At 59.0% G+C, this 14507-nt stretch carries 7 protein-coding genes; 5 read left to right on the top strand and 2 right to left on the bottom strand.

What is annotated here, in order from left to right:
• The 4 genes from PMI32_RS00275 to PMI32_RS00260 all read left to right on the top strand — a co-directional run.
• A partial coding sequence (locus PMI32_RS00275; protein ID WP_008035737.1) for a CS1-pili formation C-terminal domain-containing protein occupies nucleotides 1-1207 on the top strand: 1207 nt, incomplete at its 5' end.
• Nucleotides 1208-1246: 39 nt separating this feature from the next.
• Nucleotides 1247-1987: a hypothetical protein gene (locus PMI32_RS00270; protein ID WP_008035739.1), complete on the top strand. Its 741-nt coding sequence runs from the start codon at nucleotides 1247-1249 to the stop codon at nucleotides 1985-1987.
• A gap of 5 nt (nucleotides 1988-1992) precedes the next feature.
• Nucleotides 1993-2484 carry a CS1 type fimbrial major subunit gene (locus PMI32_RS00265; RefSeq protein ID WP_008035740.1) on the top strand — a complete coding sequence of 164 codons (492 nt, stop codon included), beginning with the start codon at nucleotides 1993-1995 and terminating at the stop codon, nucleotides 2482-2484.
• A gap of 86 nt (nucleotides 2485-2570) precedes the next feature.
• Entirely contained in the window at nucleotides 2571-3803 is a 1233-nt protein-coding gene (locus tag PMI32_RS00260) for a hypothetical protein (RefSeq protein WP_008035744.1), read from the top strand.
• Between the two features lie 44 nt (nucleotides 3804-3847).
• Here PMI32_RS00260 and PMI32_RS00255 read toward each other — a convergent pair whose 3' ends face one another.
• Nucleotides 3848-8929, bottom strand: a complete 5082-nt coding sequence (locus PMI32_RS00255) for an NEL-type E3 ubiquitin ligase domain-containing protein (protein WP_008035745.1) — start codon at nucleotides 8927-8929, stop codon at nucleotides 3848-3850.
• 153 nt (nucleotides 8930-9082) lie between these two features.
• Entirely contained in the window at nucleotides 9083-12199 is a 3117-nt protein-coding gene (locus tag PMI32_RS00250; RefSeq protein ID WP_008035746.1) for a transglycosylase domain-containing protein, read from the bottom strand.
• A 770-nt stretch (nucleotides 12200-12969) separates the two neighbouring features.
• On the opposite strand from PMI32_RS00250, the gene PMI32_RS00240 reads away from it, so the two are divergent.
• A complete protein-coding gene (locus PMI32_RS00240) occupies nucleotides 12970-14391 on the top strand; it encodes an amino acid permease (protein WP_008035752.1) in 1422 nt (473 codons plus the stop codon).
• Nucleotides 14392-14507: the final 116 nt, after the last annotated feature.

The following is a 14507-nucleotide window of genomic DNA, read 5'->3' on the forward strand; positions in this document are numbered from 1 at the left end:
CGGCAGCATCGCCCCCAGCCACAACCGCAGCTGGCTCGACACCACCCGGCTCTACGACACGCTGCCGGACGGCACGCGGGTGCGACAGCGCAACGTGTTTATCGGCCAGACCAGCAACTCGTCGTTGTCGCTGAACCATCGGCTCACCAGCAAAAGCTCGGTCAATGCCAGGGTGTCCCACAGCGAGGGCAACACCGAAGGCGTCGGCGTGGATCTGGGCTGGAGCCAGCGTGGCCGATTGTTCGGCAGCGACGCCAACTGGCGCTTGTCGCTGTTCGACAGGCCGGGCAGTTTCAGCTCGGGCAATGACCGCAACCGTGGCGTCGACCTGAGCGTCAACATCGCCCTGGGCGGGCCGGGTGAACAGATCTCCGGCAGCATCGGCACCCGCACCGATCGCGACGGCGGACGCGATAACAATGCCTCGCTCACCTACCGCAAAGACTTGCAGGATCACCTGCTGCAAAGCGTTTCCGCCACGGCCATCACCGACACCTATGGCATCGGCATGAACGCGATGGCGACGATGCAATCGGAGCGGGTCAACGCTGACGGCTTTATCCAGCGCTCCTCATTCAACAACGACTTCACCGGTGGTTTGAACCTCGACAGCACCGTCGCCGTCGGCGGGCAAAAAATGGTCGTGACCAGCCAATATCACCGCAACGGAGCCGGCATGATCATCGATGTCGAATCGGACATCGACGACATCGCCCTGCGCGCCGACGATTTGAGCGGTGGCAGCGCGGTGCTCAGACCGGGGCGCAATTTCGTGCCGATCACCGCCTACAAAAGCAGCTCGGTCAGTTTCGATTTCGAGGGCAATCACGTGCCGGCCGCGACCATCCAGCCGGCCCGTTCCAGCTATCACCTGAACAAGGGCGGCGTCGAGTATCGCCAGGTTCGCGTGATGAAAACCTTCACCGTGCTCGGTCGTCTGGTGGACTACCAGGGCAGCCCGCTCAAGGGCCATCACATCATCAACCACGCCAGCCGCGGGGTCAGTGAAGTGGACGGCTTCTTCTCCATGGAAATGAACGCCGGTTCACCGACCCTGGAAGTGCGCCACGGCAACCAGTTGCTGTGCCAGTTCCGGCTCGACCCGAGCCGTGGCCGCACGGAAAACAATGTGCTGATGATCGGCGACCTGCGTTGCACGCCGGATACGTTGGCGGACGCAACGACAGAGACGCCGACGGCAGGCTGATGCCCGGCAATACGCAGTTTATCTACGAGGTAAATGACGATGAAACGTCGGTTGGCACTGATTGGTTTTTGTTTGTTCACGCAGACGGCACACGCCGGGCCGAGCATCAATATCGGCACGGTTTACGATTACCTGGACGGCGATAAAAGTACCTATTTGAAGCGCGTCTTCAATGGCGGCGACAGCACTGCGTTCGTCAAGGTCAACATCCTGGAAATCCTTTACGACGCTGACGGGAAGTCGCAGGAAGTACCGCTCAAATCCAGTGCCGACGGCAGCGCCCGGGACGGCTTGATGGCCAGCCCGGCGCGGCTGATTGTGCCTGCCAGTGGCATGCAAGGCACGCGGTTGCTGTACATGGGCGAGCGTGACCGCGAGCGTTATTTTCGCGTGCGTTTCGTGCCGGTGGTGCCGGAGAAAGAAGACGAGTTCGCGGTCTCCGGTGAAGAGCGTGAGGAATACAAGAAAACCCTGTCCGCCGGGGTCACGGTGCTGGCCGGGTATGGCGCGGTGTTTTTCGTCCGTCCCAAAGACACGCGTTACGCCAGCGTGATCGAGAACAGCGCGACGGATTACCGCATCCGCAACGACGGCAACACCGTGGTGGTGATCGATGAGTTCAAGGATTGCTCGGTCAAGAACGAGCAGGACTGTATGCCGACCACCAAGCATCACATCCTCGCGGGCCGCAGTTTTCAGTTCGAGAAACAGGCCGGTCGCGAATACCGCTTCACACTGGTTGAAGGCGAGAGCAGCAAGAAGCTCGATGTGAAGGGCTGATGACCATGTTCAAAAAACTGATGGTTCTGATGGTGTCGGCAGTGGCCTGCCATTCAGCGTTTGCTGCCCGCGAAGTGCACCACTTCGACGTGTTCGTGACGATTCCAAGCCAGGCGTTCTATGTCATTCCCGCAGACTCAGGCTGGATTCACCGCGAGCAGCAATTGCCGTGGAATCTGGCGACCTCGACCCTGGGCGGCTTGCGCAAGTATTTCGATGTGAAGAATGAAGCCGGCTCCATCGAAGCCCGGCTTGAGGGCCGGCCTTACCTGTCCAACGGGACGCCGGCCCATGACATTGGTTTGCGTGTGCTGTTCAACGGCAAGTTATTGAGTGAGCTGGAGAGTAGCGAGGTGGTGTCGATGAGCGAGGCCGCGCCGGGTAAACGTGTGTTGCTGGAGATCGCGCCGGTGCCGCCTGTCGATGGGATTTATAAACCGGGCAGTTATTTCGGCAGCGTCAATTTGCTTTTCAACGCAGTGTTGCCGGGGGCATAGATGTTTGATTTTGTCGCAGCAGATGTTTTCGTTTGTTTATGCCGGGAAAGTGCTGGCGTGGTGCTAATAGGGCGGTGGAGTTTGTAATGATGAAGTCATCCAAACGGTTGCGATCGTTAATCTTGCTTGTCCTGGTGAGCGTGGTTTTTGGGGCTACGGGTTCGGCTTTCGCAGTCACCCTGGAAATGAGTGCCGTGTTTCGACCTGATCCGGCGAACCCCATGCGCAACGCTTTCCAGAACACCACACCGCAAGGCGGTCATTGCAAGGAGCACCCAACGTACTGTGAGCCTGGTGTTTTCAGTATCGGGGTGCCGATCCGGTTCAGGGCTATCGCTCCCATTCAGGCTTTGCACGAAGAACGTCAGGGGCCTATGTTTCGGCTTCCGTCTTCATGGAAGGAAGCGACGGTCATTCATGATCAAACGGGCGAGTCTGCAACGGTCAAAATGCGATTCAGCGGAATCGGGGCAGCCTATACGATCAAGACACCTCTTCACGCCAGCACCTGGATCGCCCACTGGGGATGGCCGTCGCCACCCTGTGTCAGGGGCGGAACGAGCTACGGCAACGCCAATTATTTCGCTTTTTTCTGGAGGATCCCGGCGGGTGGAGGTGTTTGTTCGAAGCAAGCCCAGTTGCCGATAACGCAAGACTATGGTTTTGCCTACGAAAATATGAGTTTTTCATACGAGCTAGCGACGCCTAATCCCTTGCAGATGTCGTCGGGGACTTACAAGGGCATTTTGAATTACGTCGTGGGTCCTCGTGGCGATTTTGATATGGGCGATATCATGTTGCCTGATGACGATTTGATAAGCCTTAATTTCACTCTAAGCGTCGAACATGCGCTCAAAGTGGAGATTCCCCCCGGCGGCAATCGCATCGAACTGGTCCCGCAGGGCGGCTGGCAGGCCTGGCTGACGCAGGGACGCAAGCCCACACGGCTGTTCCGGGATCAGACGTTCAATGTGTCTTCGTCGAGCCGTTTCAAGATGAACCTCGATTGCCAGTACAGCCTGGATGGCAACCGTTGTTCGGTGCGCGACCCGGTTTCAGGCCATGTCGTGCCGCTCGATGTCAGCGTGACCCTGCCCAGTGGCCTGGTGGATGCCGCCGCGCAACCGGTCAATCGCCGGCCGTTGCGGCGCGACGGTAGTGGCACCGAGTTGTTCCAGCCTCGCTTTTATGTCGATCGCAAGCCGGGAGCGTTGCACTTCGAGATTGCCCAAGACGAAGTCGGCGAAATGCTCAAACCCGGTGTCGCCCGATCCTACTCCGGCCTTGTCACCGTCATCTGGGATTCGGAAGTGGGTTAAGGGTTGAACCCTGATGCATTACCCGATGCATCAGGGTTGCCCGATTATTGCTCTGCGGCTTTTTGCAATGCTGCGCGGGTCAGCTTTCTGCTCAGCTCTTTTTCTTCGTAGCCCATGTCGTGAAGCAATCGGCCGTAGACCTCATCGCTCATGTCTTCATCGGTGAGCACCACTCTGTCATCGACACCCAGTCGCCGGGCGAGGTCTTGCAGACGTTGTTTGAGTGCCCGTCGTTGCGCAATCTGCTGGCCTTTGGAGCGGGCCCAGGCGTGCTGGGCATCGCGCAACTCATCCAGCAAGTCGCTTTGGGTTTCGTACAGCCGGGTATTGCGCCTGAACTCGTTCGGGTAAGTGTCACGCAAGTATTTCTCCCAGAACGGCTGTTCGAGCATGTCGTTGATCAACCCGTCACCGGCCTCCATCGCCATCACCGTATCGAAGGCGGTGTCGAGGGTTTTGGCGCTCACGCCGGCCAAGGGACGATGCAGCATCGACTCCGATTGCCACGGCAAACCGAGGCGTTGAGCCAGGCCGGTTTCGTAGGCGAGGTAAACCTCCACCTCATCGGGAGTGCCTTCACGGCCGCCGAAATCGGCACGGGCAATGTCATCCACGCGCGCGAGGCGAGCGGCACCTTTTGCCAGGTTCACCAGTTTGTTTTCAAGGACGGCGTTGGACGTCGACAAGGCATAGGCTTCGGAGGCGAGCACCTTGATGCCCATGTGGTTGAACACCTGCGCCCCGGCATCGGCGCAGGTGGTGGGCGCCTTGGCCATTTCGAACAGTTCATTGCGCAAAGGAGTGTCCACATCAATGGCTTCGACCATGCGCCAGACTCGACTGCTCAGTTGTTGGCGCAATTCACCGCCGGCCCGGTAATCGGCGGAGCGTGTCTGTTTCTCGATCAAGGCAAAAAAATCTTCGGAGCCAGGTTCGGTCATCAAATCGTGCCAGGCGTCCTCGCGGAAAGTACCCAGCCCCCCGACCTCGGCACTCCACCACACAGAGTCATCCTTCGTCGGCCATTGGTGCATCGCGTCAGCGGCAGCCTCGGCATAGATCTGGTCGGGTGCGAAGCCGACCGAACGTCGATAGGCTTTGAACGTGATCAGGTTTTCCTGCGAAAGACTCTTTGGAAACAAGCGGGTCCGCGCCACGAGGAAGGCATCCTCCGAGCCAGGCACGACAGTTGGAATGACGCTGATCGGGTTCTCCTGCAAATCCAGAAAGAAGCCCCGCGGTCGACGTTTGCTGAAGGGCCCGAACAGCCCATCGGGCCAGGTGGTTGCCCCTGTGTTGCTCAAACTCAGGATTCTCAGTTTGGGCATGCGCCCGACGTTCGGAAGCATGCCCAGTTGCTTATTGTCATCGAGCCTGATGGTTTCCAGGTGGGTCAGGTTTCGCAGTTGCTCGACGGCCGACGGCGTTAACGTGATGTCATTGTTCATCAGCCGCAACGTTCGCAGGTAATGCATCTTGCCGATGGCGTTGGGGAGTCGCGTCAACCCGCAACTGCGGGCGCTCAGTTGCCGCAGATGAGGGAAGTCGCCCAACAGGCCAGAGGCGTTTTCGGAGACGTTCGAGCGGTCCAGATTCAGCGTGCTGATCTGATCGACGTAGTGTTTGATATCCGGCGGCAGTTCCTTCCACCAGCGCTCGAGGTCGGGCACATCGAACTCTACCGACAGGTCCAGCGCATAACCGCCGTCGACCATGGTGCTGCGCTCACCGAACACGGTGGGTTTTCTTGAGAAACAATCGATGAGCCGCTCGGCAATGTGCAGCCCGCCACCGCGCACGAACCCCTGTCGGTCGGCCCCCCACGTATCGGGTTGCTGATATTGCCACCGGTTGAGCAGCTTGCGCAGGTCATACCGCTCTCGGTCAAGCCTCGTCAGTGTCTGATGCCCTTGCTCTTGCGAACCCAGGGATCGAACGAAGGTGTCGACCTCTCGTTCGTTGAAGTGCGGGTACAAATCCTGCACCCGGTCGGTGAGCGTGGCGGCGGTGGTGGAGAAGCCGGGGCCGCGGAGCAGCATCATGTCTTCGTGGTTCGCCATCGGGCGGATCGGTGGTGCGGCGAGCGCGGTGCGGCGTTCGGCCGGGGTCTCGGTCTTGGCCATGACCCATTGCTTGAAAAACGCCCCCTGGCCTGGCCGATAGCCCAACTGCGCCTGTTTGTTTTTCGGCAACGCCGTGAGCACGGCTTCGAAAAAATCAGCGGCGTCGTGCAGCTTGTGGTTGTCGGCGTCCCAGAGTTCGAACCGGTTGGCCTCATCCTTGACCAGCACCCGCACCGTCGCCGCATCGTGTGCCCCCACGCTGCCGCGCAGTGGTCCGGCATCGTTGCCTTCACGCACCTCGATACGTAATTGCGCGAAGGTGTCGGTATGAATCCTCAGTGCATTCAGCACCAGGCTTTCGGTTTGCGCCACCCACTGCGCGCCGTCATGAAACCCCTCATACGCATGGTTGGTCCGGGCTTCGAAGGCGGCTTCACGGGCGCGGCTCTTGAGGTTCAACGGCAGGCGTTGCTCCTGATTCATGCGCATGAGGTCGGCCGCGTCGGAACTGTTCAGCAGCGTCTGTGCCGCGCGGGTCGACAGCTCGGGGAAAGTCTGGCGAATGAGTCGGACCTGTGGGTCGTCGGACGCCTCCGTACCTTGGTAAAGCTGATTGACGATGTCTGCGTTCAGTCGATTGGCTTCGTCCGCCAGTCGATTGCGCAGGGCTTGTACCTGTTCACTTTTGGCGGTTGACCGACCGAGCATCGCTTGCAGCTCTTCTTCGCCGAGGAACTCGACAAGCCTCGGCGCAAACTGCTCGCTCATGAGCTGCGACTGGCTGGTGGATAGCGTCTGCGCCTCGCTCGCCTCGGCATTGCCGTACTGGCGAAAGCGCCCCGTCATGTCGGCGTCTTCGTAAACCTTCAGGGCCTTATCCACAGGCCAGCCGTCCAGGTACGTCGCCAGGGGTTCAAACCACCAGGAGGCAGGATCCAGAGGTTGACCGGTTCGAATCCGTTCAATGGCCTCGCGGGTCTGGTGCTGGATTTTCAAGCGTGTGAGGCTGTCATCCAGCAGCGGTGGCGGGGCCATGTTGTCGACGTACATCCGGCGCAGCGCAGCGTCGTCGGTGCCGCTGGCGATGCGCATATTGTCCAGTTCTGCGTCGCTGAAACCGTCCACGGAATGGCCGAGGCGACGCATCAACGTCGGGCGTTGCCACGCTCGCGGGTTCTCGGCTTCGTGGGTCCAGGCGCCCTGGCCGTTATGTTTCAACTCGGGTAAATAGGCGTTGTCGCGGTGCGGGTGCTTGACGCGGTAGTTGCCGGTTTGCGGGTCCTTTTGCACCGCGTAGTGCTTTTCATCCAGCGGCAAAATGTTCTGGCCTTCGTGGGCATGGAGACCCAATGCGTCAGGTTTGGCTTCAGCGGGCAGTTTTACATTCGGCCTCTCATAAGGCTTGAGATCGGGATGCCAAAGCCGTGGTTCGCCATTGGGCAGAGCCACCGGTTTCATGCCTTCGATCAGTGGCGAAAGCTTCAGGCGCGCAACGTTGCCAATCTTCACCCCGGCGGCGAACGCTACCAACTGAATGACGTCGGCCACCACGCCGATGATGTGTTCGGCAGCTTCGGTCCACAGCCCCAGGGTCATATCGACGATGCCTTCGATGACGTCACTGGCCATCTGATACGCCGTGTAGACCATCATCAATTCACCCAGCCCCGGAACGAACGGTGTGACGACCATCAGCGCGACGTTGAAGATGTCCGAGACTATTTTCTTGAAGTTTTCCCACCAGGCCCATCGGGCATTGCTATCGCTATCGGCGGTGGACACGGCAATGTGCCGGGCGTCGTTCAGCACCTTGTTGAGCTTCTGCTGAAAGAGGTATTCCCAGAGTTCGCCGGGGATCGGTGCGGCTTTGAAATGCAGATTGGGGTTGTCGACCGGTACTTCCCGCCAGCTCGGTCCCTGGTCCAGCGGCGCTTTCTGATGCCATTTCACCTCGAACAACCGTTGTTGTAGCCCGCCGAAAAAATGCCCGCGCTCCGATTGATCGACGAAACGGCTGAAGTACTGTTGGTAGGTCATGCCGGTGGATGAAACAACGTTGTTGGCGCGCAGCTGGCGCGTCAGTTCATTCATGAACGCGACGGTCGAGGGGTACTCTTTCAGTGGGTGTTCTGGGTCCTGCGGGACGTAAACAATCACCGGCGTCACCTCACGGATGTGTTGTTCCGGCCTGGCTGTGATCAACACGATTCCGCTCAGTTGGCTGTCGAGAATCGACAGTTCGGCAAATTGCATCACCTGGCCTTTACGGGTGAGGTTGCGCTGGCCATCGAGCATGCTCAGGATCAGGTCGCTGGCCTCGGTGTCGATGTCGCCCGTCAGAACAGCCAACTGGACGGCGGCTTTGAACGCGGCTTTCTCACTCTCGACGATTTTTAACTTCAAAAAACCTTGGGCGAGGCCGTCACTGGGCAGCAACTGTTCTTCGAGGTATTTCGTGTAGCGCGCGCCGATGTCCAGTTCGCGGCAGAGGTTCTGGAACTGGGCAATGGACATTTTGCGTTTGATCGGCAGGACGTCGAAGTGCCCGCGTGCATCGGGCTGGCTGATGAAGTCCGAGTCCGGTTCGCAGGTTTCGTGACGTGCGAAGTTGTGCAGGGCGGCGTCCAGCAATGAGACGGTTCGGGTAACAACACCGCCGGAGACGTCGAAGACATACCACGGGCGTGTTTTGGGTAAGTACAGATGCAAGAACGTGCGGGTGACATCGACATCGACGTTGAATTTTTTTTGCAGTGCGTCGGTGAGTAACGGTTCGGCGAACGTGTAAACGTCCTGCACTTCATCCATGAACCGGTCGACTGCATTCTGCGTGGACCAAAGTTCAAGATTGGCTTCTTGTAACGGCGTGTGGTCGAAGCCTGTGGCGCTCCGGACCCAATGTCCTGAAGCCGTTTGTGTGAGGCTCAGTTCCTGAGCCCGTCGCGCTGAAGCGTCTTTGAAAACGGGGTGGATACGGTTCTTGATGAACGCGTAATGGTGACCTTTATTGTCGTCGGCCACGGGTGGCTGTAGCGCTGATATACGTCCGTGTAAGTCAGTCATGCTTTCAATAAACCTTGAGCATTAAGTGGAGTGACCAGCCTAACGCCCGAGGTTCAAAGTAAAAGTCTGAATTCCCGCTGCTTGAAACGCGTTCTTCCCGGCAAAGCATTGGAATTTTCAATGCCGAAAATAACTATTTACCGCCATCGTTTTTCAGCGTCGTGCGACCTCCACGGGCAGGCATTGCGTATGTGTGCCCGGTTGCAGATACGGCGTGAGAATCGGTGCCATGCCCTTGAGCACTTGCACCGGTAAGGCCGAGGTGAACTTGAAGGCTTCGGCCGTGCGCCCGGGGACGAATGCGGTCAACGTACCGAAGTGGCTATCACCGATGTAAAACACAAAGGTGGCCGTACGGTTGATCGACTTCGAACTCAGAATCCGTCCACCGGAACCAATGGCTTCGATGCGGTTGTCACCGGTCCCGGTCTTGCCGCCCATGGCCAGCGGCTTGCCATCGGGGGTGATAAAACTGCCGGAAACACGTTTGGCCGTACCCGCGTCCACCACGTGCGACAAGGCCTCGCGCATGGCCGTGGCCACTTCGGACGGCATCACCCGTTTACCGACATCCGGGTCGTTGATCAGCTTGGTTTCATAGGGCGTATTCGCCGCGAAATGCAGGCTGTCGATGCGCAGTGTCGGCATGCGCACGCCGTCGTTGAGGATGGTGCCAATCAGCTCCGCCAATGCAGCAGGTCGGTCGCCGGAACTGCCGATGGCGGTGGCCAGCGAGGGCACCAGGTGATCGAACGGATAGCCGACTTTCTGCCAGCGCGCGTGAATGTCGAGGAACGCCTCGATCTCCAGCATGGTGCGGATGCGGCCATCACGGGCACCCTTATGTTTGCTTTTGAATAGCCAGCTATAGACTTCCTGGCGTTCGAACTGGCTGGCCTTGACGATTTCGCTCCACTTGGCGTCAGGATGATTCAACAAATAACCGATCAGCCACAATTCCAGCGGGTGGACCTTGGCGATGAAGCCCTGGTCCGGCAAATCGTAGATGCCGGGACTGTAATTTTCGTAAAGCCGTTGCAGGCGTTCGTCGGTGAGTTTCTCGGTGAGCTTGGCGCCTGAGAGGTGCGAGCGCACGAAGGTGTTGAAGCTCTCCTGACTGGCTTGCGGCAACAGGTAGCGATGCACCGCAGCCATGCGAATCGGCGTCGGGCGCATGCTGTCGAGGAAGGTTTCGAGCCGTGCCTGGGTGTCCTTGTTTTTGTAGCGCTTCCAGAACTTCAGCAGGAACGAAGTGCCCTCGCGGTCGGCGAACTCGGCCAGGTATTCCTGACGCCGAGGATCGCGGTCGTCCCCGAGCAGGGCGGCGCTGTTGTTCGGGCCGGAATAGGTGGTGTAGCGCACCAGATCGCGCATCAGCCGAATGAACGGCAGGTTGATCGATTCGCGCAGGGCATCGCGCAAGGTCGGTATGCGACCGTTGTCTTCCTTGCGGAAGTTGACGAAGGTATGCAGCCCGCCGCCGGTAAAAAAGGCTTCGCCGGGGCTGGCCGAGTATTTGCGGTCCAGCGCGGCGCTGAGCATGGCCGACAGGTTGTGGTCCTTGTTCTCGATCAGGTAATCGACGGCCCAGCGGCTCAGTCGGTCCTGATCCGGGACGTCGACTTTCTTCAGTTCCGGGACGGTCATTTCGGCGTACTTGTCGTGCAGCTCGGCAATGATTTGCAGGTAAGTCGTCAGTACCCGCATTTTCGCGGTGGAGCCCAATTCCAGTTTGCTGCCTTCATTGATATCGAATGGTTGATCGGTGCTGTCGGTTTGCACGCGCACCCGCGAACCGTCCGGGGTCAGTTCGAACAGCGTGAAGCTGTAGCGCACTTGCGTGGTGCTGGTGGGGGTGAGCAGGCGTTCGCCCATCAAACCGATCTGCGTTGCAAACGCCGGGTCGGCCAAGTGCTTGAGGTACTCGGTGACCTGGGTTTGCAGTTCGCCTTGCAGGGTGCTGGTGGCCGAGAGATCCAGGCGATCGAGGTCGTACAGCGGACGATTGAGCAACCCGCCCAGGCGACTGCGCGCCACGCTGATGCCTTTGTTGGTTTCGATCGGTTGAATGGTTGGCTGGGTCTGCCAGTCGCGATAGGTCACTTTGCTGGCCAATGCGGCGGCGGCGAACGGCGCGTCGATCACAAAGTTTTGCGCCAACAGGCGAATGTGGCTGTCGGTGAGGTCGGCCAGTTCATCGCGGCCCTTGGTCAGGTAGTGGGAAGGGCGGCGCTGGGCAATCATCAATGAGAGCATTTCACGCAGGGCCAGGCCTTTTTCCGCCATGGCCTTTGGATCGGTGTTGGTACTGGCCAGCCGTTCGTTGGCCTTGTTGAAGTCGGCGCCGTACCAGACACGCAAACCTTCGGCCATGCCGTGTACTTCCCCGTGGCCGGGCACGGCGGACAGGGGCACGCTGTTGAGGTAATCACGCACCACGTTCTGGCGCGCCGCAAGCGTTTCCGGCCCGGCCTGATAGGCGCGCACGCTGGCGGAAATCATCTGGCGGATTTTTTCCCCGCCGGACACGGTCAAGCCGTCGGGCGAGTGTCGATACTTCTCGAGTTGCGTCGCGAGGGTACTGCCGCCCGCCGATTGGCCAGGCATGTGCAGCATTTTGGCGACCTGCGACCACGCCGCCATGCCGAAGCGTGGCCAATCCACGGCGGGGTTGGCCCGGGGCTGACGAGGGTCGAGCAGGAAGCGGTTTTCGATGAACAGCAAACTGCTGACCACCACCGGCGGAATCGCGTCAAAGCTTGAATAGAGCTGCTGCGGGTATTTGTACTGATACAGCGGCGCCGCATGGCAATCGGTGATCGACAATCCTGCCTGGATCTTTTCCGCATAGGGCACGAAAAAGCCTTTGTCGGTGTAGTCCATCAACGGTTGGGAAAAGCGGGTCTGTGCCGCAACGACGTAGTCGCGCTTGATCAGGCGCGGCAGGAATTCACCCAGAGAGCTGTAGCCCAGACGCAAGTCAAAAGGGCCGGCACCTGGATAGCGAATGGAGTCGCTTGGGCCTGGCTTCAGTTCGTAACTCAGGGTAGCGGCATATTTGCTGGCTTCCCGGGATTGAAACTTCGAGGTACGCATTTCCCTGGCAGCGGCCAACCCCAGAGCAATCAGGATAATCAACACCAGCAACCAAAACGCCTTCCACCCGTGTTTGGTACGACTACGACGGGGTTTTTCGGGGATAGGCGCTTCATCCACACGTTCAGTCGGGACCACAGTTTTACTCGTATCGGTTTGCCATAACGCGCCCATAGTCGACTGATCCATTCACGCAGATTGATCGGACTTGTTTGAAGCTTAGACGGTGGATGCTGCCGGTGAAAAAATTGTGAACACCCGGATATCGAATATTCACCCTGACGAGGGATGAGCGAATGTTCTTTTTGCAGGGGACTCGCTTGTTGGCGATGGCGGTTTCATGGACGCCATCGCCAGCAAGCCGGCTCCTACAGGGGGGAGGTGAGCCCGATATTTTGAGTCGCGCCCCGATCCGTAGGAGCCAGCTTGCTGGCGATGGCGATTTCACGGACGCCATCGCCAGCAAGCTGGCTCCTACAGGGGGGAGGTGAGCCCGATATTTTGGACAGTGTCCCCGATCCGTAGGAGCCGGCTTGCCGGCGATGGCGGTTTCATGGACGCCATCGCCGGCAAGCCAGCTCCTACAGGATGGCCGTACTAGAGCCATCGCCACGTAAATGCTGCCTAGGTAGGGGCATGACGATGCACCAATGCTGTGCAATACTCCGCGCCGCTTTAGCGGTAAAAATTCCTACAAAAAGTCAGGTAATGCACCTCCAAAAACCGCACTTTTACCGAGAGTTCTCGCTGAATATTGTGGGTTGTAGAGTGAAATATCCTGCTGGAAGCTTTTTAGACTGCACGTCCCGCTGATCTTGGAGGGTTTTGCCCTGCAGGACGGTTCTGCCCACGAAGCAGGTCCGGTTTCAGGCAAGCAATGGCTTATCGGTCAGCGCTTCGACACTCGGTGGTCATATCCAATAACAAGACGAGGTTGTACCCCTATGCCAGTCGGCAATCACCTGCCCCACGGCGAGACCGCTCAGGGCGGCCCGCTTAAACGCGAACTCGGCGAACGGCATATTCGCTTGATGGCACTCGGTGCCTGTATCGGTGTCGGTCTGTTTCTCGGTTCGGCCAAGGCCATCGAAATGGCTGGCCCGGCCATCATGCTGTCCTACATCATCGGCGGTCTGGCGATCCTGGTGATCATGCGCGCCCTCGGCGAAATGGCTGTGCACAACCCGGTCGCCGGCTCCTTCAGCCGTTATGCCCAAGACTACCTTGGTCCGTTGGCGGGGTTCCTGACGGGCTGGAACTATTGGTTCCTGTGGCTGGTGACCTGTGTCGCGGAAATCACCGCAGTGGCGGTGTACATGGGCGTCTGGTTTCCCGAGGTCCCGCGCTGGATCTGGGCACTCGCCGCGTTGGTCAGCATGGGCTCGATCAACCTGATCGCCGTAAAAGCCTTCGGTGAATTCGAATTCTGGTTCGCCCTGATCAAGATCGTCACCATCATTGCGATGGTGATCGGCGGCGTCGGCGTGATCGCATTCGGTTTCGGCAACGACGGCGTGGCGTTGGGGATTTCCAATCTCTGGGCTCACGGCGGCTTCATGCCGAACGGCGTGCAAGGCGTGTTGATGTCCCTGCAAATGGTGATGTTCGCCTACCTCGGCGTCGAGATGATCGGCCTGACCGCCGGTGAAGCGAAGAACCCGCAGAAGACTATTCCCAACGCGATCGGCTCGGTGTTCTGGCGGATTCTGCTGTTCTACGTCGGCGCGCTGTTTGTGATTCTGTCGATCTACCCGTGGAATGAAATCGGCACCCAGGGCAGTCCGTTTGTGATGACCTTCGAGCGTCTGGGCATCAAGACCGCTGCCGGTATCATCAACTTCGTGGTGATCACTGCCGCACTGTCGTCCTGCAATGGCGGCATTTTCAGCACGGGGCGCATGCTCTATAGCCTGGCGCAGAATGGTCAGGCTCCGGCCGGTTTTGCCAAGACGTCGAACAACGGGGTGCCGCGTCGTGCGCTGTTGCTGTCGATTTTCGCCTTGTTGCTGGGGGTGCTGCTCAATTACCTGGTGCCTGAAAAAGTCTTCGTCTGGGTGACGGCCATTGCTACTTTCGGCGCGATCTGGACCTGGGTGATGATCCTGCTGGCTCAGCTCAAGTTTCGTAAAGGCCTGAGCGCCAACGAACGGGCCGGGTTGAAATACAAGATGTGGTTGTACCCGGTGAGTTCGTATCTGGCACTGGCGTTTTTGGTGTTGGTGGTTGGGTTGATGGCGTACTTTCCGGACACTCGGGTGGCGCTGTATGTGGGGCCGGCGTTTTTGGTGCTGCTGACGGTTTTGTTTTATGTGTTCAAGCTGCAGCCGACTGGTGTGTCGCAAGGTTCGGTGCGTTCGGCTTCATAGGGGGTGGATGGGGGGCATATCCGTTGCTGCGGTGACGGCGGCTGGCGGTTTCGCCCTTACGGCGAGTCACTTGGAGAAGCGCCAAGTAACCAAGCGCTCGCGCCCCTGACGTACGG

This window comes from Pseudomonas sp. GM60, assembly GCF_000282415.1.
Lineage (GTDB): Bacteria > Pseudomonadota > Gammaproteobacteria > Pseudomonadales > Pseudomonadaceae > Aquipseudomonas > Aquipseudomonas migulae.

Bases quoted from the DNA above. Each gene is read 5' to 3' on its own strand.
- PMI32_RS00270 (WP_008035739.1), top strand. From the start codon at position 1,247: ATGAAACGTCGGTTGGCACTGATTGGTTTTTGTTTGTTCACGCAGACG.
- PMI32_RS00240 (WP_008035752.1), top strand. From the start codon at position 12,970: ATGCCAGTCGGCAATCACCTGCCCCACGGCGAGACCGCTCAGGGCGGC.
- PMI32_RS00265 (WP_008035740.1), top strand. From the start codon at position 1,993: ATGTTCAAAAAACTGATGGTTCTGATGGTGTCGGCAGTGGCCTGCCAT.
- PMI32_RS00255 (WP_008035745.1), bottom strand. From the start codon at position 8,929: ATGACTGACTTACACGGACGTATATCAGCGCTACAGCCACCCGTGGCC.
- PMI32_RS00260 (WP_008035744.1), top strand. From the start codon at position 2,571: ATGATGAAGTCATCCAAACGGTTGCGATCGTTAATCTTGCTTGTCCTG.
- PMI32_RS00250 (WP_008035746.1), bottom strand. From the start codon at position 12,199: ATGGGCGCGTTATGGCAAACCGATACGAGTAAAACTGTGGTCCCGACT.